The organism is Alloiococcus sp. CFN-8 (genome assembly GCF_049943125.1).
Classification (GTDB): Bacteria; Bacillota; Clostridia; order Clostridiales; family Clostridiaceae; genus JAEXZL01.
Map to the genome: position 1 here is coordinate 1 of NZ_CP188040.1, position 23606 is coordinate 23606.

A 23606-nucleotide genomic window follows, 5' to 3' on the forward strand; every position below is an offset into this window, starting at 1 on the left:
GACCCGGCAACTTCCTACTCTCCCACAGAGCTTCCCCTGCAGTACCATCGGCCCTATGAAGCTTAACCGTCGTGTTCGGAATGGGAACGGGTGTTACCTTCACGGCATTATTACCAGATGTTCTGAAAGAATTGTTGTTCTTTCAAAACTGCATACAGATTGATGTTAGTAAAGTCGTCATTTATTTTGGTCAAGCCCTCGACCTATTAGTATCGGTCAGCTGAACACGTTGCCGTGCTTACACCTCCGACCTATCAACCTCGTGTTCTTCGAGGGGTCTTACTAGCTTACGCTATGGGAAATCTAATCTTGAGGTGGGCTTCACGCTTAGATGCTTTCAGCGTTTATCCCTTCCCGACATAGCTACCCAGCTGTGCTCCTGGCGGAACAACTGGTGCACCAGAGGTCAGTCCATCCCGGTCCTCTCGTACTAAGGACAGCTCCTCTCAAATTTCCTGCGCCCGTGGCGGATAGGGACCGAACTGTCTCACGACGTTCTGAACCCAGCTCGCGTGCCGCTTTAATGGGCGAACAGCCCAACCCTTGGGACCTACTTCAGCCCCAGGATGCGACGAGCCGACATCGAGGTGCCAAACCTCCCCGTCGATGTGGACTCTTGGGGGAGATCAGCCTGTTATCCCCGAGGTAGCTTTTATCCGTTGAGCGATGGCCCTCCCACGAGGTACCACCGGATCACTAAGTCCGACTTTCGTCCCTGCTCCACTTGTAGGTGTCGCAGTCAGGCTCCCTTATGCCTTTGCGCTCTTCGAACGATTTCCGACCGTTCTGAGGGAACCTTTGAGCGCCTCCGTTACTTTTTAGGAGGCGACCGCCCCAGTCAAACTGCCCGCCTAACAATGTCCCGTCACCAGCTTCATGGTGCCCGGTTAGAATTCCAGTACTGTCAGGGTGGTATCCCAAGGTTGACTCCACAGAGCCTGACGACCCTGTTTCCCAGTCTCCCACCTATCCTGTACAGACAATACCGAAACTCAATGCTAAGCTGCAGTAAAGCTCTACGGGGTCTTTCCGTCCAACCACGGGTAGCAAGCATCTTCACTTGCACTACAATTTCGCCGGATTTGCAGTTGAGACAGTGCCCAAGTCATTACGCCATTCGTGCGGGTCAGAACTTACCTGACAAGGAATTTCGCTACCTTAGGACCGTTATAGTTACGGCCGCCGTTTACTGGGGCTTAAGTTCATGCCTTCGCTTGCGCTAAGCAATCCCCTTAACCTTCCAGCACCGGGCAGGCGTCAGCCCCTATACATCAGCTTACGCTTTAGCAGAGACCTGTGTTTTTGCTAAACAGTTGCTTGGGCCTATTCTCTGCGGCCATGTCTCCATGGCACCCCTTCTCCCGAAGTTACGGGGTCAATTTGCCGAGTTCCTTAACTGCAATTCTTCCGCCAGCCTTAGGATTCTCTCCTCACCTACCTGTGTCGGTTTGCGGTACGGGTACTGTCTCTCTCCCTAGACGCTTTTCTTGGCAGCGTGGAATCATGTACTTCGGCCCCGTAGGACCTTCCCCATCACACCTCAGCTTAATACAGGCGGATTTGCCTATCCTGTATACCTAAGTGCTTAGACCAGCATCCAATAGCTGGCACACACTATCCTCCTGCGTCACGCCATCGGTAATAACGATTAACAGCAGTATCGGAATATCAACCGATTGTCCATCACCTACGCCTTTCGGCCTCGGCTTAGGTCCCGACTAACCCTCAGCGGACGAGCCTTCCTGAGGAAACCTTAGGTTTTCGGCCAATGGGATTCTCACCCATTTCTCGCTACTTATGCCTACATTCTCACTCCTGTACAGTCCACCGCTCCTTACGGTACGACTTCAGCCCATACAGGACGCTCCCCTACCACTGACACTATTGTGTCAATCCGTAGCTTCGGTGATAGATTTTAGCCCCGGACATCTTCGGCGCGGGATCTCTCGACTAGTGAGCTATTACGCACTCTTTGAATGAGTGGCTGCTTCTAAGCCAACATCCTAGTTGTCTTAGAAATCCCACATCCTTTACCACTTAATCTATACTTGGGGACCTTAGCTGACGGTCTGGGCTTTTTCCCTTTTGACAATGGCACTTATCTGTCACTGTCTGACTGCCGGACTCATAGTATGCGGCATTCGGAGTTTGATAAGGTTCGGTAAGCTATACGCCCCCTAGCCCATTCAGTGCTCTACCTCCGCTACTCATATCCGACGCTAGCCCTAAAGCTATTTCGAGGAGAACCAGCTATCTCCGAGTTCGATTGGAATTTCTCCGCTATCCACAGCTCATCCCATGGTTTTTCAACACCAACGTGGTTCGGTCCTCCACGGAATTTTACTTCCGCTTCAACCTGGCCATGGATAGGTCACCCGGTTTCGGGTCTACGGCATGCAACTAGTCGCCCTATTAAGACTCGGTTTCCCTTCGGCTCCGTACCTAAAGTACTTAACCTCGCTACATACCGTAACTCGTAGGCTCGTTCTACAAAAAGCACGTCATCACACACATAAGGTGCTCTGACCGGTTGTAGGCACATGGTTTCAGATTCTATTTCACTCCCCTCCCGGGGTTCTTTTCACCTTTCCCTCACGGTACTTCTTCACTATCGGTCATCAGGTAGTATTTAGCCTTGGGAGGTGGTCCTCCCTGCTTCCCACAAGGTTTCACGTGTCTCGTGGTACTCTGGATCAGAACTGGCACTAAATGACTTTCACCTACAAGGCTGTTACTTTCTGTGGCCCAGCTTTCCAGCTGGCTTCGGTTAGTCATCTCCTGCATTTGTTGTTCTGTCCGCAACCCCGGAAACAAGTTTCCGGTTTGGGCTCTTTCCTTTTCGCTCGCCGCTACTAAGAAAATCGATTTTTCTTTCTCTTCCTCCAGGTACTTAGATGTTTCAGTTCCCTGGGTTTACCCTCCATAACCTATGGATTCAGTTATGGATACATGGGGTTACCCATGTGAGTTTCCTCATTCGGAGATCTCCGGATCACTGGCTATGTGCGCCTACCCGAAGCTTATCGCAGCTTATCACGTCCTTCATCGGCTCCTGATGCCAAGGCATTCACCATGCGCCCTTTGTAGCTTGACCTTTCGCTCGTGCTAAGCTTCGCATTTCTTCGTCGAGCTTCGTCGCTGTGGTGCTCACGTACGGTTTTGTACGCTCCGCTCCTCGCTCCTCGTCTCCTCGAACTGCTATGCTTATCACTCGCTCAGACGTAGTAACTATTACAGTTACATGTCTGGGTTCTAATTAGTTTACGGTTATACAATTAATCTCAGCGAAACTATACGTTGAATAGATTCAATTTATAATTTGCACTTTAAAAGATTGTAGTTATCTTTACTTACATCAGTTTCTATATGCAGTTTTCAAAGAACAAAATGGTGGGCTTAAATGGACTCGAACCATCGACCTCACGCTTATCAGGCGTGCGCTCTAACCAGCTGAGCTATAAGCCCTTATGGTGGAGATAAAGAGATTCGAACTCTTGACCCCCTGCGTGCAAGGCAGGTGCTCTCCCAGCTGAGCTATACCCCCATAAGACTTTTGAAAGATTAACTAAGAACTAATAACTAAGAGGTAAGAGTTAAAAGATATTACACTCTAGATTGTTCATCGTTAGTTATTAAGTTGTGTTTGGTCTTTCAAAATTGGACAGAGAATAAGATTTTAGAATAAACCCAGCTTTGTGAATCGGTGCTTTTCCAAGGGAAAAGGCTTCCGATTAAGTTTCCTTAGAAAGGAGGTGATCCAGCCGCAGGTTCTCCTACGGCTACCTTGTTACGACTTCACCCCAATCGCTGACCCTACCTTCGGCCGCTGGCCCCTTGCGGTTACCTCACGGACTTCGGGTATTGCCAACTCTCATGGTGTGACGGGCGGTGTGTACAAGGCCCGGGAACGTATTCACCGCGACATTCTGATTCGCGATTACTAGCAACTCCGGCTTCATGCAGGCGAGTTTCAGCCTGCAATCCGAACTGGGACGAGTTTTAGAGTTTTGCTCCACCTCGCGGTCTTGCGTCTCTCTGTACTCGCCATTGTAGCACGTGTGTAGCCCTAGACATAAGGGGCATGATGATTTGACGTCATCCCCACCTTCCTCCCGGTTAACCCGGGCAGTCTCGCTAGAGTGCTCAACTTAATGGTAGCAACTAACAACAAGGGTTGCGCTCGTTGCGGGACTTAACCCAACATCTCACGACACGAGCTGACGACAACCATGCACCACCTGTCTTCCTGCCCCGAAGGGCTTCCCCGGTTAAGGGTAATTCAGGAGATGTCAAGTCTAGGTAAGGTTCTTCGCGTTGCTTCGAATTAAACCACATGCTCCGCTGCTTGTGCGGGCCCCCGTCAATTCCTTTGAGTTTTAATCTTGCGACCGTACTCCCCAGGCGGGGTACTTATTGTGTTAACGGCGGCACAGGGGGAGTCGATACCCCCTACACCTAGTACCCATCGTTTACGGCGTGGACTACCAGGGTATCTAATCCTGTTTGCTCCCCACGCTTTCGAGCCTCAGTGTCAGTTACAGTCCAGAAAGTCGCCTTCGCCACTGGTGTTCTTCCTAATCTCTACGCATTTCACCGCTACACTAGGAATTCCACTTTCCTCTCCTGCACTCTAGACGCCCAGTTTCAAATGCAGTTCCCAGGTTGAGCCCGGGTATTTCACATCTGACTTAAGCATCCACCTACACTCCCTTTACGCCCAGTAAATCCGGACAACGCTCGCCACCTACGTATTACCGCGGCTGCTGGCACGTAGTTAGCCGTGGCTTCCTCCTCAGGTACCGTCATTATCGTCCCTGAAGACAGAGCTTTACAACCCGAAGGCCTTCATCACTCACGCGGCGTTGCTGCATCAGGGTTTCCCCCATTGTGCAATATTCCCCACTGCTGCCTCCCGTAGGAGTCTGGGCCGTGTCTCAGTCCCAATGTGGCCGATCACCCTCTCAGGTCGGCTACGCATCGTCGCCTTGGTGAGCCGTTACCTCACCAACTAGCTAATGCGCCGCGGGCCCATCTCGAAGCGGATTTCTCCTTTAATCAGTTCATCATGCGATAAACCGATATTATGCGGTATTAATCTCCCTTTCGGGAGGCTATCCCCCTCTTCGAGGCAGGTTGCCCACGTGTTACTCACCCGTCCGCCGCTAGGAAACTCCCGAAGGAGCTTCCTCGCTCGACTTGCATGTGTTAGGCACGCCGCCAGCGTTCGTCCTGAGCCAGGATCAAACTCTCAATTTAAAAGTTTGATACTTCTCAAAATTACTTAAAAAAATTGCTGGTTTGTGTTTGTTCTAAACTTAGTTCTCTGTTCAATTTTCAAAGACCAATTTCAAATGCTTTCCTTGAAAGCACTTTATTAGTATATCATCCAAGATTTTTACTGTCAAGATTTTTTAATTAAAATCTTTAAGCTTCAAGGTGCTTTACCGCTACCTCATCTAGGCTGATTTGTTGCCGCCACATCTCGGCGACGTAGAATATAATATCATAGCCTTTATATTAAATAATTACTTCATCATCTAATATATTAACATTTTATATATTTATCTTTAATATTCTTTTCTATTCTCATTTCTTCTTATAGAGATACACTAGGTTAAGTATATGTTATTTTACATAATAAAGCTATGCTGTTTTATGTAATAAAAGCATTGGACTATTAAGTTATATATAACTTAATAGTCCAATAATCATTACTCTAATCTTCTACAGATGCTTCTTTTCTTTCTAGTATCTGAAAAGTAAAATCAACTCCTGATTTTTCATCGTGATGTTCTTCACTTTTTACAACATTCCATTCTTCTTCATTAATATGAGGGAAGAAGGTATCCCCTTCATATTCAGCATGTAATCTTGAAAGATATAGCTTCTTTGCGTAAGGAAGTAAAAGTCTAAAGATCTCCCCTCCTCCTATAACGAAGAATTCATCCTCATCCTCTATATAAGTTTTTAAGTCCTTAATGCTAGTAAGAATAATAACATCCTGATTTTCTATTCTGAAATTATGATCTCTTGTGAGTATAATATGTGACCTTCCTTCTAATATTCCAGGCATAGATGCAAAGGTTTTTCTTCCCATAATAATAGTTTTACCATAGGTTATCTTTTTAAATATGGCTAAATCCTCAGGTATATGCCATATAAGCTTATTATCCTTCCCTATAACTCTATTCTCTGCAACTGCCGCTACGAAACTTATCATTTATATCGCCACCTCCATTTTTATAGCAGGATGATATTTATAGTCAATAAGCTTAATATCATCAATTGTAAAATCATAAAAATTCTTTATCTCAGGATTTATATATAATTTTGGAGCCTCATAGGCATCATTTCTTCTAGTTAACTGCAGCTTCATTCCTTCCACCTGATTCTCATATATATGAGCATTATTAATAACATGGGTAAATATTCCTGGCTTCAATCCAGTCACTTGAGCAATAAGATGAACAAGAACTGCATATTGTGTCATATTAAATGGGACACCTAATGGTACATCGCCACTTCTTTGTACAAGCATACAATTGAGCTTATCTCCTGTTACATCCCACATAGTCATAAAGGCGCAGGGATATAAGGAGCCACCTTCTAAAAAAGGAATTTGCCATAAGGACATGATATGTCTTCTGTTCTGAGGATTATTTTTAAGGCCTTCAATCAGATTATCTAGCTGTTTATATTCCTTAACAACATACCCATAAGCAGTACCAATTGTACCATCCTCCTTCATCCATTCATCCCAGATATGTACACCCTCTTCTTGAAGCTTTTTCACATCATTACTCTGGTCTCTATATATCCAAAGAAGCTCTTTTACTGAGGTTTTAAAGGCAACAAACTTAGTAGTTAATATAGGAAACTCTTTTTGCAGGTCAAATCTAAAAATTTGGTGAGGAATTTTATATGTAGGTATACCAGTTCTATTTTCCGATTCATAATATCCATTATCTAAAATGTCCTGTACTAAATTTAAATACTGCATGTCTGCATTACTCATAATTTTCCTCCCTAATAAAACAAATCTCTATATGTATTATAGCAGATTTTAGAATTTATAATATATAATATGTATTTCCATTTTATTAATTTTAATTAGCACCATAGTCTAGGCTTCTGGGTATTTCATTGAAATTAAAAATACTGCAAAGGCAGGACCCTTGCAGCAGGTTATTAGTCAATTGGTTTTCCATTAAAACTTTCATATTTTGGCGGGAGGTGTTTATTCCCGGTGTTTACAGGCTGCTTATCAATTTTTATTCTCTTACGCCCTTTATTATTTCCATCATTAGTCTTATCCATAATAACTCCTTCCTAACTTATGAGCTATAGCTATCTTTCACCTTTTGTATTTTCTGCCCCTCTTCCTTTTCAGTAGTATACCAGCCCTTCTGACTCATTTTCTCATAAATATCTTTTTGGCTAGTTATAGTGTCGCATAATGCATCCTTAAATGCAGCGACAACCCCTGGGCTAGAGGATTCAATTAATCCATGAAGATATAAATCGCATACACCTTTAATAGTTAAAAGCATTTCTTCCGCAAGCTGCCTATCATTCATTAGCTTCCCCTCCCTATAAAAGTTTATAGAATATATCGAAGATTTCCTGATGTTTCGTAGCTAACTCTTCAGCTAAAGCTTTAAGCTCCAGATTCTGAAACTTTTCAGCAAAGTCCTGGCATTGCAGCTTTAAGTGCTTTTCATGACCTAGAGCATCCTCTATGTACAATAATTCTTTTGGGGTCATATCCTCACCTCTTCATTAATTATGTTTTAATATCTAACTAATTACTGTAATTTTGAGTTTACAATTATATTATGTGTAAAAAATCTTATATTATTTATAATGGATAACAGAGTAAATCCGTCATTATAGGCAGGAAATTAAGAATATTGTATGTTAATAAAAAATATGATAGCATAAAACTATTATTAATTGGTCATTATAACCGGATTTATTCCCTTATTATAACTTTCATTCCGGGGTATCAGACCTAGAAAAGGGGAGAAAATATGAAATTAAATACTAAACGAACTATTTTAGTGGGACTAGCTTTTTTATCAATTAGTTCCTTCTGGCAGGTATATGATAATGTAATACCTTTAATTCTTAAGAACACCTTTGATGTCAGCGATACTGTTGCAGGGATGATAATGGCTATAGATAATGTACTAGCCTTATTTATGCTCCCATTGTTTGGCAAGCTTTCTGATGGAATTGATACTAGACTTGGTAAGAGGACACCATTTATTATAGGAGGAACTATTTCAGCAGTTATCGTAATGATTTTTATACCTATTTCTGATAACATTCGTTCCTTACCTTTATTTATAGGTGTATTGTTTTTAACACTTCTAGCCATGAGTACTTATCGTTCACCAGCGGTAGCATTAATGCCTGATGTTACTCCAAAGCCATTAAGATCTAAAGCAAATGCAATCATTAATCTTATGGGCGCAGTGGGTGCAATGCTATCATTAGTGCTGATTAGAATATTAGTTGATTCCTCCAGCTCACCAAACTATCTTCCACTCTTTATAGCTATTGCAGTAATAATGATTGTGGCTGTTTCTATAGTTATAAAAACAATTAATGAGAAAAAACTATCTCATGAAACTGCACTTATTAATTCTAAATTTGAAGCTCCTGAAGATAATTCTCAGGAAGAAGGAGCTCCCATGGCCAAAGAAGTTAAGAGAAGCCTTATCTTCATACTATTATCTGTAGCCTTCTGGTTTATGGGTTATAATGCAGTAACTACGGCTTTCTCAAAATACTATCAATTCTACTGGGGAATGGCCGGTAGCGGCTATGCTACTAATTTACTAGTGGCTACTATAGCTGCCATAGTATCTTATATTCCAATAGGGATTATATCCACAAAAATAGGTAGAAAGAAAACAATATTAACAGGAGTAATTCTATTAGGCTCTATGTTTGCTATTGCTTTTATTTTTACCAGCTATACTCCTGTGGTAAATATACTCTTTGCGATAGTTGGTTTTGCATGGGCTGCTATTAATGTAAACTCCTATCCAATGGTGGTAGAGATGAGCAAAGGAAGCGATGTAGGTAAATTTACTGGTTATTATTATACCTTTTCTATGGCTGCTCAAACAGCTACCCCTATAATATCTGGTTATCTTCTTGATCAAGTAGGCTATAAGAGCTTATTCCCCTATGCTACCTTCTTTGTAGCCTTATCCTTTATAACAATGCTTTTTGTTAAACATGGGGATAGTAAGCCTATACCAGCTAAAACTAAGCTTGAAGCCTTTGATGTAGAAGACTAATATTATTTAGCTTATAAGCTCTTACCTAAGAATCGGGAGGTCTATATGACAGTTGTATTGTATACATTAATGATTATTTTCATTTTATTATTGCTTTGGATATTGATGCTGAGCCCTAGAAAAAACGGCCCAAGTATTAAGGATATGCAGCCTTTTGATTATGCTCACAGAGGACTATTTAATGAAAATGATGGAATAGACGAAAATTCTATGGAGGCCTTCAGGAAAGCAACAGAAAAAGGCTTTGGTTCTGAGCTTGATCTTCATCTTACCAAGGATGGTAAGGTTGTGGTTATGCATGACGAGAGCTTAAAGAGAACCGCTGGTGTAGATATTAACATCAGTGATTGTACCTTAGAGGAGATTAGAAAGCACCGGCTTAAGTATACAGGAGAAATAATACCAACCTTTGAAGATGTTTTGTCTCTGGTAGCTGGTAGGGTTCCATTAATCATTGAACTAAAAACTGTTAAGGGAAATTATGCAGAGCTAACCAAAGCTACTCTAGAGGTTTTAAAGGAATATAAAGGGAAATACGCCATTGAATCCTTTGATCCTAGAGTTGTTTACTGGTTAAAAAACAATAGACCTGACATAATCAGAGGTCAATTGGCAGAAAACTTCAGCCTTCAAAAAGGCACTGTTAACCCCGTCCTTGGCTTCTTCTTAAAGAACCTATTAACCTCTTTTTTAACAAAACCAGACTTTATTTCTTACAGGGTAGAAGACAGAAATTCTTTGAGCCTCAGAGCTAGCAAGGCCATTTACGGAGTTAACCTAGCATACTGGACTGTCAGAGATCGAGAGCTTGTTAGGAAGTTAAAAAAGAATGGTGCCCTTATAATTTTCGAATATCCTAATCAGAGAATAAAAAAGAAGTAATCTAAAAAGAGGTGAGCCTTAACGGTCACCTCTTTTTAATTACTTCATTATCTTGCATATATCATTGGTAAAGTCCACAGGATCATTGATTGGAAGCCCTTCTATAAGCAGGGCCTGATTATAAAGGAGCTTCGTATATAAGTCCAGCTTTTCCTTATCAGTACTTAAAGCAGTCTTTAAAGCTGAGAACACCTCATGATTCACATTAAGCTCCAGCACCTTATCCGCCTTTATATCCTGACCATTAGGCATTGCTCTAAGCACCTTCTCCATCTCTATGGATAGCTCTCCTTCGCTGGCCAGGCAAACAGGATGCTGCTTAAGTCTTCTAGAAGCTCTTACCTCCTTTACCTTACCTTCAAGAACCTTTTTCATGTAGTCAAAGAGCTCTTTGTTCTCTTCTTGGTTCTTTTCATCCTCTTTCTTTTCCTCTTCATTCTCTATTCCTAAATCATTGCTGGAGATTGATTTAAACTCCTTCTCTTTATAGGACATAACCATCTTAAGAGCAAATTCATCCACATCTTCAGTAAGATATAATATCTCAAAGCCCTTATCTGTAACCATCTCTGCTTGAGGCAGCTTTTCAATTCTCTCAATGGATTCACCAGCAGCATAATATATATATTTTTGTTCCTCAGTCATTCTTTCAACATATTCATTTAAGGTTACTAGCTTCTTCTCCTTGGAGGAATAGAACATAAGTAAATCCTGAAGAACATCCTTATTGGCACCAAAATCATTATACACACCAAACTTAAGCTGTCTTCCGAAGGACTTATAGAACTTCTCGTAGTTCTCTCTATCATTCTTAAGAAGGTCAATAAGCTCATTCTTAATCTTAGTCTTAAGATTTTTTGCTATTATCTTAAGCTGACGGTCATGCTGAAGCATTTCCCTAGATATATTAAGAGATAAATCCTCTGAATCTACCATACCCTTCACAAAACTAAAATAATCTGGAAGAAGGTCAGGGCATTTATTCATTATTAAAACCCCATTAGAATATAGCTCAAGGCCCTTTTCATATTCCTTAGTATAGTAATCATAAGGAATAGTTTCAGGTATATACAGTATAGAATTATATCTTACTGCTCCATCTACTATTGTGTGAATGTATTTAACAGGCTTATCAAAGCCATAATGCTTTTCTGAATAGAACTTTTCATAATCTTCCTTGGTAAGCTCGTTCTTATTCTTTCTCCAGATTGGAACCATGGAATTTATAGTTTGTTCTTCTATCACATCTACATATTCATCCTCTGAGCCCTCTTTTAGCTTGTGCTCTGTAATATCCATCTTTATTGGATATCTTATAAAATCTGAATACTTCTTTATGAGGCTTCTGAGCTTATATTCTTCTAAATACTCATCGTACTTTTCGTCCTCTGTATTTTCCTTAAGCTTTAAGATTATTTCTGTTCCTACCTGCTCCTTGTCTCCAGGCTCAATTGTATAACCATCTACACCTTCTGATTCCCACTTATAGGCTTCAGCGCTGCCATAGGCTTTACTAATTACAGTAACCTTATCAGCAACCATAAATGCAGAATAGAACCCTACACCAAATTGACCTATAATATCAAAGCCATCCTTAGCTTCATTTTCCTTTTTAAAGGCCAAGGAACCACTTTTTGCTATAACTCCCAAATTGCTTTCTAAATCCTCTTTAGTCATACCAATACCAGTATCAGTAATCCTTAAGATCCTATTATCTTTATCAATTTGAAGCTTTACAAAATAATCTCCCTTATTAAAGGATATACCTTCATCAGTTAATGCCTTATAGTACATCTTATCCATGGCATCACTGGCATTGGATATAAGCTCCCTTAAGAATATCTCCTTATGGGTGTAGATTGAATTAATCATAAGATCTAATAGTCTCTTAGATTCTGCTTTAAATTCTTTTCTCTCCATAACAGTCTCTCCCTTCAGATTGTAACTTAAAAAAATTTGCAAAATAAAAAGTGCTATATAATATCAGGTTGATTAGCACTCTCTGACAAAGAGTGCTAATACCATAATTTTTATATAGCACATTCTAAAAATACTGTCAACTATTATAATTAAGAGCTATTTGAAGATATTCGCATCTATTTTCTAAAATAAATGCTATACTAATAAATTTCCTTTTACTTTTATTTTCCAAAGAAGCTCATTACCAGTGAAATGAGAACAAAGGTCATAAGAACTGGAGTCACATATCTTGTACAGAATTTAAAGAAGCCTCTCCATATAAATTTATTTCCTTCCTTTTCAATCTCATCGTCCATAAATTTATCTTTAAATACCCAACCTACTAGTATGCTCATGATTAGAGCTGCCGAAGGCATCATTATACCCTCTGCAAGTAGGTCATAAAAATCAAGCCATATTAAGCCTAAAGGCTGAAACATTCCAGAGGAGCCTAGAGCATCAAAGGCTACTGGGAGACCGAATAAGGTTATCACAGCTCCTACAACGATTGTTATCACACCTCTATTTGGAGACTTTCCCTTGATTAATCTACTATCGATGAAGTGAGAGCAGGCTACCTCTAATAAGGAAACTGAGGAAGTAAGTGCAGCAAATAAAGCAAGTAAATAGAAAGCAAAACCCAGGAATAATCCTACAGTACCCATACCATTAAACACCTCATGAAGGGTTTCAAATAAAAGTGAAGGACCGCTTTTTGGATCTAGGCCTGTGGCAAATACTGCTGGAAGTATAGCGAAGCCAGCTAGTAGAGCAAACACAGTGTCAGCTAGGGGGATTATAAAGGAATTCTTTATAACGTTTTCCTTTGGAGATAAATATGAACCATAAGTAATAAGAGCACCCATACCTAAAGAAAGAGAAAATAACATCTGTCCCCCGGCAGCTCTTACAGCTTGGAAGAAATTAAATTTATCGCTAGAAAAACTAAACATAAATTTAATACCTTCTCCTGCTCCAGGAAGAGTGACGCTTCTAATCATAACTATAAGCAGCAAAACAAGTAAAGCTGGCATAGCAAACAGGCTAAACTTTTCAATACCTTTATTTACTCCTCCCATAACTATACCAATTGTAAGGGCCATGAATAAAACATGGAATGCTACAGAGATACCAGGATTTTGAAAAACACTAGCAAAATATTCAGCACCACCTACGCCTTTAAAGGAACCACTTCCAAAAATATTAAGTGCAAAATCCACCATATACTTAATAACATATCCACCGATAGTACTATAAAAGCCAAGAATTATAAAAGATGAAGCTACACCCATCCAACCAATAAACTTATATCTTTTTCCTAATTCACCAAAGGCTAGTACAGGACTTTTGCCTGTCTTTCTTCCGATAACCATTTCAATACTAACAACTATGATTCCACAAAAAACTACTAGTAATAAATAAATAATTAAGAACGCGAATCCACCGTTCATTCCCATCTTATAAGGAAATCCCCATAAATTTCCAAGACCTACCGCTGAACCAATTGCAGCCAACAAGAATCCAAGATTAGATCCCCATTGCCCTCTATTATTTTCCATAAATAATCCCCCTAAACTTTTATGCTCTTTCTTCATTTCTTAAGTAGTAAATTTTTAACAGCTGTTAATAAAATTATAATAATTTTCAATGATTTTGTAAACATTTTCAGAATTAATTAAATATTTCACAGCCTCTTTCCATAATATTTATAACTCTATTAAAAATAAGAACTATTGATTCTAATTATTTACAAATCTAACAGCTATTCATCGGAGAATATAGTAATTTTTAGTGGTTTTTGTTAAAAATATATCTATTTATAAAAATAAATAAAAAAACCCACTCAGTACTCTGAGCGGGCTGAATTCCATCTAGATTTTTATATTACTTATTTCATTCTTTAGGGTTTTCCAACACCTTGTACAACGTTCTTAGCCGAACTATACAAACCACTGGCTGATAAGCCTGCTAATATACCGTTATATATCCCATCCTTTAAATTACTGCTATATGCTATGCCCCCGACTATGCCAAGAGCTAGATTAATCAAAGGAATAAATTTTGTAATCTTTTCTCCAAAAACTTTTTTCCATAATTCTGCTAAAGCCACAATTATGGGTATAAGCATACTCATTTCAGTCATATTATCACTTCCCTATCTTCATTAGTTTAAGTTTCACTCATAAAGCATGCTTTATATAAATAATATATTCAAAGTTAACTCGTATGTGATAATTATAACTAATAAATTTACAGGTAGATAATAAAATATCAACTTAAGTATATATAGGCTTACATTTTGCCTATTTTACTTTATCCTTACTTTTAAGATAATAAAATAGAGGAAGCCCTGCAAGGGTTATAGCTATTCCTATTAAGGAATTAACAGGAGCTGAAATTACAGTACTTACCAGAATGTATCCACCACCTATTATCCCTACCAAAGGAGTGATTGGATATAATGGAACTTTATACAAGCCTGGTTTAGTTCCCTGCTTCTTTCTTAAAATAAACACTCCAAAAACGCCCATGGTAAAAAATATCCACAGAACAAATATCAGCAAATCTGTTAATGTATTGAAGGATCCAGATAGAATATATATTACAGCAAGGACACTCTGTAGTATCAGTGCATTTGCTGGCGTTTGATATTTTGAATGGAGCTTACCTATAACTTTACCATAGGGAAGTCTATTTTTTTCTCCCATAACCATTGGAACTCTAGCCGCTGTCATAAGATAACCATTTAAAGCACCAAATACAGATACCATTATTCCAGCAGTTATAAAGGTAGCTCCACCTTTTCCTAATAATGCTACTGCCGCATCTGCACCAGGTGTATTAGAAGAAGCTATAACCTCCACTGGTAGTACTTTGAAGATGGCAATATTAAAGGTAGCATATACTGCAATAACAAAAACTACTCCTATAGCTATAACCTTAGGTAGATTTTTTGCAGGATTTTTTAGTTCTCCTGCCATGTTTGTTACCCCAATCCAGCCATCATAGGCCCAAAGAGTTCCAAGGATCGCTGCTCCAAAGCCTAAGCTTCTTCCAGCTGTTGCCATAGCAGAAAAATCTCCCGTAGTTTTAGATATAAGTCCAAGTGCTATTATAGCAACTATAGGAATAAGCTTACCAACCGTTGCAATAGTTTGGATTACCCCTCCATATCTAGTAGATAAAACATTCATGATAAGTATGAAGGATAATACTCCTAATGCTAAAAGTTTCTGCTCGGTGCCATCTAGAGGAATAAAAACACTTGCATAAGTAGCAAAAGCAATTGCCTGAGCAGCTACAGAAGCTGGATAAGAGATAATAGCTTGTACCCATCCCAATAAAAAGCCAATGGTTTCACCGTAAAGCTCCTCGAGATATATGTATAGGCCTCCTGACTTTGGTATGGCTGCAGCTATTTCAGCCACAGATAATGCAGATGCTAAAGTAATTATACCTCCAACAATCCACGCTGCAAGACTCATTAATGGACTACCAGCATTATTCAACACAATCCCCGGTTTAAGAAAGATGCCAGAACCAATTATCATTCCCACTACTATGGCTAAAGCTTCTATAAAGGTTAGAGACTTTCTCACTGTATTCCTTTTCATCATATGTACTCCCTTCTATATTAAACACTTTTTTGTACAACTTCTAAATATTAACATAGAGCAAATAAATTTACAATATTTACTTTAAAAACTATTTATTTGCATTTTAGCTGTGATATTAAATATTCTTATGACAAGGATAATAAAAATAAAAAAATACATCCAGCTCTAAATTAAAGCTGAATGTATTTTTTTAGCTATATAAGCAGAAAAGTGCAATCCCTAGTAATACCAAAATTACAGGCATAAAGGTAAGAAGCGCAGACAGCATTAAAGCTAAACCATCAAGCTTTTCTAGCTTTACTTCTCTATCTGTAATGTTTCCTTCTCTTAGCTCCCTCTGCTCCTTGGAGAATTTTAAAGCTCTATCTAACTTCCCCGGCAACAGCATTGTTTTTCACCCCTATTTCTAGTTTATGATGGCAGGCAACAAAATGACCTGGACCTACCTCTTCAAAAACAGGTGTTACTTGCTTACAAATGTCTGTGGCATATCTACATCTAGTATGAAACTTGCAGCCCTTAGGCGGATTAATAGGACTTGGTATATCTCCCTCTAAAAGAGGAACATCTGTATCCTTATTATGCTCCACCTCCGTAGATGGTATCGCTGAAAGCAACGCTTCAGTGTAAGGATGGCGAGGTGCCTCAAATAAATCCTTGGTAGTAGCCATCTCTACTAGATTCCCTAAGTACATAACTCCAATTCTATCACTTATATATTTTACTACCGATAAATCATGGGATATAAACATATAAGTAAGGTTTCCCTGCTGCTTTAAATCTAATAATAGATTTATTATCTGTGATTGTATGGATACATCCAGAGCAGAAACAGCTTCATCGCATACTACAAACTTTGGTCTTAGGGCCAAAGAACGGGCAATACCTATACGCTGACGTTGACCACCTGAAAATTGGTGAGGATAACGGTGAACCATGTATGGAGCTAATCCACACTCTTCCATGACCTGCATGATATATTCCTGCATTCTGCTGTCTTCTTTTTTGTATAGGCCGTGAGCCATAAGACCCTCACCTATTATTTGACCTACAGTCATACGAGCATCCAGAGAAGAATATGGGTCCTGGAATATAAGCTGAAGGTCTCTACGAAGCATTCTCATCTCTTCGTATTTAAGCCTTGCAAGGTCTATACCATCATCCAACAAAGCTTCATGCCTCTGGAATTCCACGTCATCCTTATAGGCTTCCTTCATCTTATTAATTCGGCTATTAACCTCATTAATTTTCACAGCAATCTCTTGAATCTGGTTATTTTTTTGCTCAATCTTCTTTTCTGTTTCACTAATTTTGTTGTTAATTGAGTCTCTAGATTTACCCTTTGCGGTCTTTTGCTCAGCTTTATAGTTGAGATCTGTTAAGTACAAGTTCAGCTTCTTCAGCTCTTCCTTAGCCTTAACATTTTTCTTCCATAGATTGAATCTTTCCTCAAAGATACTTATTACCTTAGTAAGATCCTTCTCTACAAAGAAACCACCAATGATTTCTACTATATTGTTATAAGAATCATTAAGCTTCTTTTCAGCTGCTCTGAGATTATCAAGCTTTTCAAAGATAGCTTTGTTATCTAAGCTTTGCTCACCTAAATCTACCTTGTTGATATCCTCAACCTCTTTACCATAAACTGAGACAAACTCCTTGTAAGCCTTATCCCTTGTTTCCTTTAAGGACTTTAAAGCATCCCTATCCTTAACTAGATTCTTCAAGGTATTGCTTACATATTCAGGGGCTAGATCTGCCATTGTACGACCATAGTAAATAGTTTTACCATCGGTCTGATTGTATAACTGTAGTATTACCCTTCCTAAGGTGGATTTACCACAGCCAGACTCTCCTACCAGACCAAAAATTTCATCTTCATATATGTCTAAGGTTACTCCATCATTAGCCTTAACAAAAAGCCCCTTTTTCTTTAAGGGAAAGTATTGTTTTAAATCCTTAATTCTTATTAAAAGCTTCTTATTTTTCATTTCTTCGTTCCTCCTTTAGAGGATAGAAGCAGCGAACCTGCTGATCCTTTGTTACATTTAATAACTGTGGCTCCTCCTGCCAGCACTTCTCTGTTGCATATTTACATCTTGGAGCAAACTTGCAGCCCTTAGGTAGATCTAAAGGATGCGGAACAGCACCAGGTATGGCTTCTAGTCTCGTTCCTGCAGGGGTATCCAGCCTTGGTATTGAAGTCATTAGCCCTTCAGTATATGGATGGGAATAAAGACCTCCTAAAGCAAAGATTTTTCTTACAGGAGCCATCTCAACTACCTGTCCACAGTACATAACAGCTACATCATCTGCCATCTGATTTATAACACCTAAATCATGGGTTATAAACAAAATGGAAGTTCCCTTTTCCCTTTGAAGATCATTCATCAGCTTAAGTATCTGAGCCTGAATGGTTACATCTAGAGCAGTAGTAGGCTCATCGGCAATAAGCATATCTGGCTTACAGGCAAGAGCCATGGCAATCATAACTCTCTGCCTCATACCACCAGAAAGCTGATGAGGATACTCCTTAACCACTCTTTCTGGATTAGGAATCTTAACATCAGCAAGGAGCTTAATCGCCTCCTGAGATGCCTGTTTCTTAGTCATCTTTTGATGGACCATCAAAGGCTCGCTAATCTGCTTTTCAATAGAAAAAATTGGATTAAGGCTTGTCATAGGTTCCTGGAAAATAACTGATATTTCATTTCCTCTAATCTTGTATAAATCCTGTAAGCTAGTTGTGGTAAGCTCACGGTCCATAAACTTAATTGAACCACTATCTATATATCCATTTCCGTCAAGAAGCTGAAGAATACTCATGGCAGATACAGATTTTCCGGAACCGGATTCTCCAACTACTCCCAAGGTTTTACCTTTTTCTAATTTGTAGGAAACACCGTTTACGGCTTTAATTATTCCTTTTTTAGTTTTAAAATAGGTGTGCAAATCATTTATCTCTAATAATGCCATATTATCCCTCCTATCTTTCTGAACTCTTCGGATCTATAGCATCTCTTAAGCCGTCTCCGATGGTATTTATACATATTACACAAACTGCTAGTATAGCTGCAGGGAATACCCACTGCCACCAGCGTGACTGGATAGTAACAGAATTATTTGCTCCAAAAAGCATATTTCCCCAGGTAGGTCTTGGAAGGGTTACTCCAAAGCCTAAATAGGAAAGACTTGATTCTGTAAGCAAACTAGTAGCAAAAGAAAGAGTTGCATTAACTATAATTATAGATATTACGTTAGGCACTATATGCTTAAACACTATAGACAATTCCTTAACGCCCATAGCCTTAGCTGCTGTTACAAACTCCTTTTCTCTTTCTGCCAGAACCTGAGCACGAACTATTCTAGCCAGGCCAGCCCAGGATAACAGACCTAGTACTACCATAATAAGATATATTCTCTGCATTTCAGTAAGATTGTTTCCTATTACGGAGGATAATATCATTGCAAAAGGCAGGAATGGCAGTGCCAGTACTATTTCAGCTATTCTCATGAGGATTAAATCAACTTTTCCTCCAAAGAAACCAGCAATAGCACCTACAGATACTCCTAAAACAGTAGAAATAACAACTGCTATAGCTCCTATAGTCATGGTTAATTTACCACCATTTACGAGTCTATTTAATACATCACGACCTAAGTCATCAGTACCAAGAAGATATCCTTTTAATCCCCAGGTAATAGCTTCTCCATCCGTATCTACTGCATAATTCTGATAATAACCAGTATATAATTTATCAATCTCTGCTGACTTAATTTCCTTTTCAGGAACATCTGTTTGATCGTAGAGATCACTTCCCCAGCTCACAATGCTTCCGTCCTCAAGGACTAAATTGTAATGAAAAGCACCTGAGGTTATGGCTATTGGCTTACTCTTAAGGGATGGAACTTCTTTTTCTCCCCTTGTAGTGTTACCCCAAACTATTACTTCACCATCCTCAGTTATTGCTCCTACTGTAGAAGAACCTGCAGCAATATCAATAACATTACTCAATGCCTCTCCTGGTATAGGAGTAATAGCGTTACCGCTAGAGCCTAAATGTACAACCTCGCCATCTGTGGTTAAACCTACTGCCGTATTCGAGGTAATAGCAACCTTCTGTATTTTTCCCTGAACTTCTTCAGGAACATATATATCAGCTAGATTCTCATTTCCCCAGAAAAAAACATAATTTTCGTCGGTTACAGCCATGGTTACCTGATAGCCAGCTTCAATCTGAACTATATTTCCATGAACATTTATATCTACAGGAATATTATCTTGGAACTGTCTATCGTTTCCCCAGACATATACCTTGTTTCTTTCATCTACTGCCACCGCATGGTCATAGCCTGCAGAAACCATAGTAACCTTTCCAACGTTTTTAGGAAGATTCTCTATATTCTTTGTTTTAGATATCTTAGTATCTCCCCAAGTATAGAGCTTTCCATCCTTTGATGCTCCAACTCCAAACTTGGCACCAATTCCTATGGACTGTATATTTCCCTGAAGCTCAGATGGTATGTCCATAAGATCCAAACCCGGACGGATATTCTGCTGTGTAGCTTCCTTATAGCTTAAATCAAGCTTAAAAAAATTCGGCGCTATAGTTACAAACAGCAGTATCCCAAAAAATACGCTTAGGGCAACCAAAGATAGCCTGTTGGAAAAGAACTTTTTTATTATTGTTTTAGTAGGGCTTTGAATCTGTTCTTCTTCTAGAATAGATCTGCTACCAACACCAAACATTCTCCCCATAAGCAGGGAGAAAAAACTGCTTCTTTTCTTATTAGTTTCCATATAGTATAATCCTCCCCTACTTTGTAATACGAATTCGTGGATCTACTAAACCATAGCTTAAATCCACCAATAGGTTACCAACTAAACCTATAATAACATAGAACAGCTGAACGGCCATGGCCAGATCATAATCCTGGTTTTGAAGACCTTGATAATATACCTTACCCATACCATTAAGAGCAAACATGTTCTCTATGATTATAGAGCCTCCGAATATAGTCAAGAACCATCCTATTATTAAGGTTATAACGGGAAGAAGAGCATTACGCCATGCATGTGAATAAATAACTACCTTTTCTTTTAATCCCTTAGCTCTAGCTGTACGGATATAATCCATTGATAGAGCATCTATCATAGCTGCTCTAACAAATCTAGTCATACCTCCTAAAGAGCTTAGGGTCATAACAGCCAGTGGAAGAGTTAGATAATACATTCTATCTACAAAGAATTCCCACCCAGTTCCACTGAAATTTGTTGAGTTCATCCCACTGACGGGGAAGATTTGCCAGTTAACTGCAAATAAAAATATCATAATTAATCCTAAAATAAATGAAGGGGTTGAATACCCAACTATAGTACTAATCTGTACAAATCTATCAAAAGGACTATACTTTTTAACTGCTGTATAAATACCTAAAGGAATTGTTATCCCTAAGGCTAGTATTGTAGAAAATATGTTAATAAATACTGTATTCTTCATAGGTTCTGTAATTACATTTATAACATCCTTTTTATAGAAGGTTGAATAGCCAAAATCTCCAGTTAATATGTTACCCATCCATTTTGCATATCTTATAGGGAGCGGATCATCTAAACCCATTTTTTCTCTAATTTGCTGATAACGTCTCTCATACTGCTCATTAGTCAGCTTTCCCGCCGATGCCCCCATCTGAGCCTTAGCTCTGTCTCCAGGTATAGAATTGTATAGAAGGAAGAACATTAATGACAGTATAAAGAATACCATAATTATATACATAAGTCTTTTACCGATGTATTTAGCCATTTCTCTTTTCACCTGCTTCATCAAATTTAAATTCCATGTCTATAAAGCCATGGCAGTGTAAACAACATTAAACAATGCATGAGGATAATCCTCAGGAGGATAATCCCCAGCATTGTTTAATATTTTTCTAGCTTAGATACTCTTTTATATATATATTACTCTGACTTCATAGTAGAGTATAAAATCTGTGCTGAGAAATCCCAAAGAGCTGTTACACCTTCATAACCCTCAAGCTTAGTGGTGAAGAAATCTGCATACTGGTTAGAGTATAATGGTAATGATGGTAATAACTCATTATATCTTGCTTGGAATTCTACCCACTTCTTCATGTATGTGTCCTCATCACCTGGTTCTACATCAAGCATATCACCTGCAAGCTTTGCAAGCTGCTCATCAGCTATCTGATTGTAGTTAGAAGTTGAACCTATTGCATAGGTGTTCTTAACATCAAATACTGAAGTGTAGTTTGTTGCAAGGTTATACATATGATATTCAGCTTCATCCATGTTAGCATAATGCTGGGTATACATTTCATTAAAGGTCATAACTGTTTGCTTTATTTCTATTCCAGCTTTTGCAAGATCTGGATTTTCTACAAGCATAGTAGCTATAAGGTCTGAAACTGCATTATTTTCTGAGGAAGCCCAGTTTATAGAAAGAGGCATTCTCTGTCCATTAACATCCTTATGTCTTACGCCTTCTCCATTGTATGGGTTGCCATTAGCATCTAAAGTCCATCCGCCTTTTTCTAATACTTCTATAGCCTTATCTAAGGAATAGCTATATTGATTAAGCTTATCTAATTGACCCTTATTAACTTGGTATTCACGCATAGCTACACCATAAGCACCATGAACTACTGAGCCATAACCCTTAGTAAAGGTTTTAGCAAATTCAGTTCTATCTAAAAGATACGCAATTGCTTGACGAACTTCTGTAAATTGTGTAGGACCATGGTCAGCAACGAAGTGGATGTAACCATAACCATTACGTGGATAGTCTTGAGCACCAATGAGACCTTCATCAACCATGTCTAATCCTTCAATTACTAAGTCACCGTCTACTACTCCAGCGAGCATATCTACTTTGCCTGTTCTTAGCTCGTCCATCATTGTTTCCTGCTCAACTTTTTTAAGTATAATAGTATCTATTTGAGCCTTCTGTCCATTATAATCACCTAAGAACTCAGGATTCTTTTCTAGTGTGTATTCAAGAACTGAAGTGTTAAAGCTCTTTACAACATATGGACCTGAGAAAACTGTAGGCTTCCATCTGAAGGCTTCAACAGTTTCGCCTATATGTGCTGCAGTAAAGTTATCACTGAAATAAGCTCCATTATCTCCACTTTCAAGCTTAACATCTTCAGGAACCCATCCCTTCATGTAGCTAGGGCTGAAGCTAACTAAAGTCATTTCAAAATAATAAGGAAGCTGTGAACCATCTACAGTCACTGAGAATTCAGTATCGCTTAATAGCTTAACTCCTGAGAATTCTTTTGCCTTTCCACTACTATATTCCTCCCAGCCCTTTAACTTATAAGCACTACCGAAAGTATTGTCTTGTACTTCTAACTCTGTCATAGTTGGGCTTGTCCAGAAAAGTATAGCGAAAACATAATCTTTAGCAGTAATCTTTTCTCCGTTTGACCACTTTAAATTATCATTTATTGTAAATGTCCAAGTTTTAGAACCATCAGCATTTTCATCTATCTCAGGATCATTCTTTAAGGTTGTCTTGTCATAAACATATTGGCCTTCCTTGGTATATGAAACAGTGCCATAGCCAGTAGAAAGTTTATAGGCATCATAATCAGGACCACCGTTATCCCACCAAGGTTCTGGTTCACCATTTGGATCTGTAGTAGTTCCAGCTACTAATGTAGTAGGCGCTGAAGGTTCTTTACCCCCATCATCTCCAGGTGTTTCATTACCTTTGCTTGAGCAACCAGCAAATACTGATACAGCAAGTGCTAAGGCTAAAGTTGAGGCTAAAAGCTTTCTTACATTTTTCATGTCATATCCTCCTTTTTTATT

17 protein-coding genes, 2 tRNA genes and 3 rRNA genes are annotated in these 23606 nt (G+C 39.1%); 2 read left to right on the forward strand and 20 right to left on the reverse strand.

From position 1 onward, the window contains the following. Position 1: 1 nt before the first annotated feature. The 10 genes from rrf to ACPWSR_RS00050 form a co-directional block, all read right to left on the reverse strand. Positions 2–118 (reverse strand): 5S ribosomal RNA (gene rrf, locus ACPWSR_RS00005). A 68-nt stretch (positions 119–186) separates the two neighbouring features. Further along, a 23S ribosomal RNA gene (locus tag ACPWSR_RS00010) occupies positions 187–3094 on the reverse strand. A gap of 294 nt (positions 3095–3388) precedes the next feature. After that, positions 3389–3465: transfer RNA gene (locus tag ACPWSR_RS00015), tRNA-Ile, on the reverse strand. Positions 3466–3468: 3 nt separating this feature from the next. Beyond that, positions 3469–3544, reverse strand: a tRNA-Ala gene (locus ACPWSR_RS00020). Between the two features lie 201 nt (positions 3545–3745). Next, a 16S ribosomal RNA gene (locus tag ACPWSR_RS00025) occupies positions 3746–5256 on the reverse strand. The 16S, 23S and 5S rRNA genes sit together here with 2 tRNA genes alongside, the layout of an rRNA operon. A gap of 460 nt (positions 5257–5716) precedes the next feature. Further along, positions 5717–6220, reverse strand: a complete 504-nt coding sequence (locus ACPWSR_RS00030) for a dihydrofolate reductase (protein ID WP_426349674.1) — start codon at positions 6218–6220, stop codon at positions 5717–5719. Next, positions 6221–7015 carry a thymidylate synthase gene (locus tag ACPWSR_RS00035; protein ID WP_426349675.1) on the reverse strand — a complete coding sequence of 265 codons (795 nt, stop codon included), beginning with the start codon at positions 7013–7015 and terminating at the stop codon, positions 6221–6223. It abuts the gene before it with no gap. 173 nt (positions 7016–7188) lie between these two features. After that, positions 7189–7317, reverse strand: coding sequence for a clostri-philic family protein (locus tag ACPWSR_RS00040; RefSeq protein WP_426349676.1), 129 nt, complete (start codon positions 7315–7317; stop codon positions 7189–7191). A 17-nt stretch (positions 7318–7334) separates the two neighbouring features. Beyond that, a complete protein-coding gene (locus ACPWSR_RS00045) occupies positions 7335–7577 on the reverse strand; it encodes a spore coat protein (protein ID WP_426349677.1) in 243 nt (80 codons plus the stop codon). A 13-nt stretch (positions 7578–7590) separates the two neighbouring features. Beyond that, positions 7591–7764, reverse strand: a complete 174-nt coding sequence (locus ACPWSR_RS00050) for a hypothetical protein (RefSeq protein WP_426349678.1) — start codon at positions 7762–7764, stop codon at positions 7591–7593. A gap of 266 nt (positions 7765–8030) precedes the next feature. Between ACPWSR_RS00050 and ACPWSR_RS00055 the strand changes: the two genes are divergently transcribed. Beyond that, the gene (locus tag ACPWSR_RS00055; RefSeq protein ID WP_426349679.1) at positions 8031–9311 is read left to right on the forward strand and encodes an MFS transporter; all 1281 of its coding nucleotides are present in this window, start codon (positions 8031–8033) and stop codon (positions 9309–9311) included. Between the two features lie 45 nt (positions 9312–9356). Then, the gene (locus ACPWSR_RS00060; protein ID WP_426349680.1) at positions 9357–10193 is read left to right on the forward strand and encodes a glycerophosphodiester phosphodiesterase; all 837 of its coding nucleotides are present in this window, start codon (positions 9357–9359) and stop codon (positions 10191–10193) included. A gap of 39 nt (positions 10194–10232) precedes the next feature. Here the strand turns inward: ACPWSR_RS00060 and htpG are convergent, their stop codons facing one another. The 10 genes from htpG to ACPWSR_RS00110 form a co-directional block, all read right to left on the reverse strand. Continuing rightward, complete coding sequence (gene htpG, locus ACPWSR_RS00065) at positions 10233–12113, reverse strand: molecular chaperone HtpG (protein WP_426349681.1); 1881 nt, start codon at positions 12111–12113, stop codon at positions 10233–10235. A gap of 221 nt (positions 12114–12334) precedes the next feature. Next, positions 12335–13711, reverse strand: a complete 1377-nt coding sequence (locus tag ACPWSR_RS00070) for a sodium-dependent transporter (RefSeq protein WP_426349682.1) — start codon at positions 13709–13711, stop codon at positions 12335–12337. Positions 13712–14052: 341 nt separating this feature from the next. Next, complete coding sequence (locus ACPWSR_RS00075; RefSeq protein WP_426349683.1) at positions 14053–14295, reverse strand: hypothetical protein; 243 nt, start codon at positions 14293–14295, stop codon at positions 14053–14055. Between the two features lie 160 nt (positions 14296–14455). Then, the gene (locus tag ACPWSR_RS00080) at positions 14456–15766 is read right to left on the reverse strand and encodes an APC family permease (RefSeq protein ID WP_426349684.1); all 1311 of its coding nucleotides are present in this window, start codon (positions 15764–15766) and stop codon (positions 14456–14458) included. 193 nt (positions 15767–15959) lie between these two features. Further along, positions 15960–16157 (reverse strand): hypothetical protein, encoded by a 198-nt coding sequence (locus ACPWSR_RS00085; RefSeq protein ID WP_426349685.1) that lies wholly within the window; start codon positions 16155–16157, stop codon positions 15960–15962. Beyond that, entirely contained in the window at positions 16132–17760 is a 1629-nt protein-coding gene (locus tag ACPWSR_RS00090; RefSeq protein WP_426349686.1) for an oligopeptide/dipeptide ABC transporter ATP-binding protein, read from the reverse strand. Before ACPWSR_RS00090 ends, ACPWSR_RS00085 begins: the two co-directional genes overlap by 26 nt. After that, positions 17750–18745, reverse strand: coding sequence for an ABC transporter ATP-binding protein (locus tag ACPWSR_RS00095; protein WP_426349687.1), 996 nt, complete (start codon positions 18743–18745; stop codon positions 17750–17752). Before ACPWSR_RS00095 ends, ACPWSR_RS00090 begins: the two co-directional genes overlap by 11 nt. A gap of 10 nt (positions 18746–18755) precedes the next feature. Next, positions 18756–20570, reverse strand: a complete 1815-nt coding sequence (locus ACPWSR_RS00100; RefSeq protein WP_426349688.1) for an ABC transporter permease subunit — start codon at positions 20568–20570, stop codon at positions 18756–18758. Positions 20571–20586: 16 nt separating this feature from the next. After that, on the reverse strand, positions 20587–21573 hold the full coding sequence (locus ACPWSR_RS00105; protein ID WP_426349689.1) for an ABC transporter permease: 987 nt from the start codon (positions 21571–21573) through the stop codon (positions 20587–20589). A 155-nt stretch (positions 21574–21728) separates the two neighbouring features. Beyond that, positions 21729–23585 carry an ABC transporter substrate-binding protein gene (locus ACPWSR_RS00110; protein WP_426349690.1) on the reverse strand — a complete coding sequence of 619 codons (1857 nt, stop codon included), beginning with the start codon at positions 23583–23585 and terminating at the stop codon, positions 21729–21731. Positions 23586–23606 lie beyond the last annotated feature (21 nt).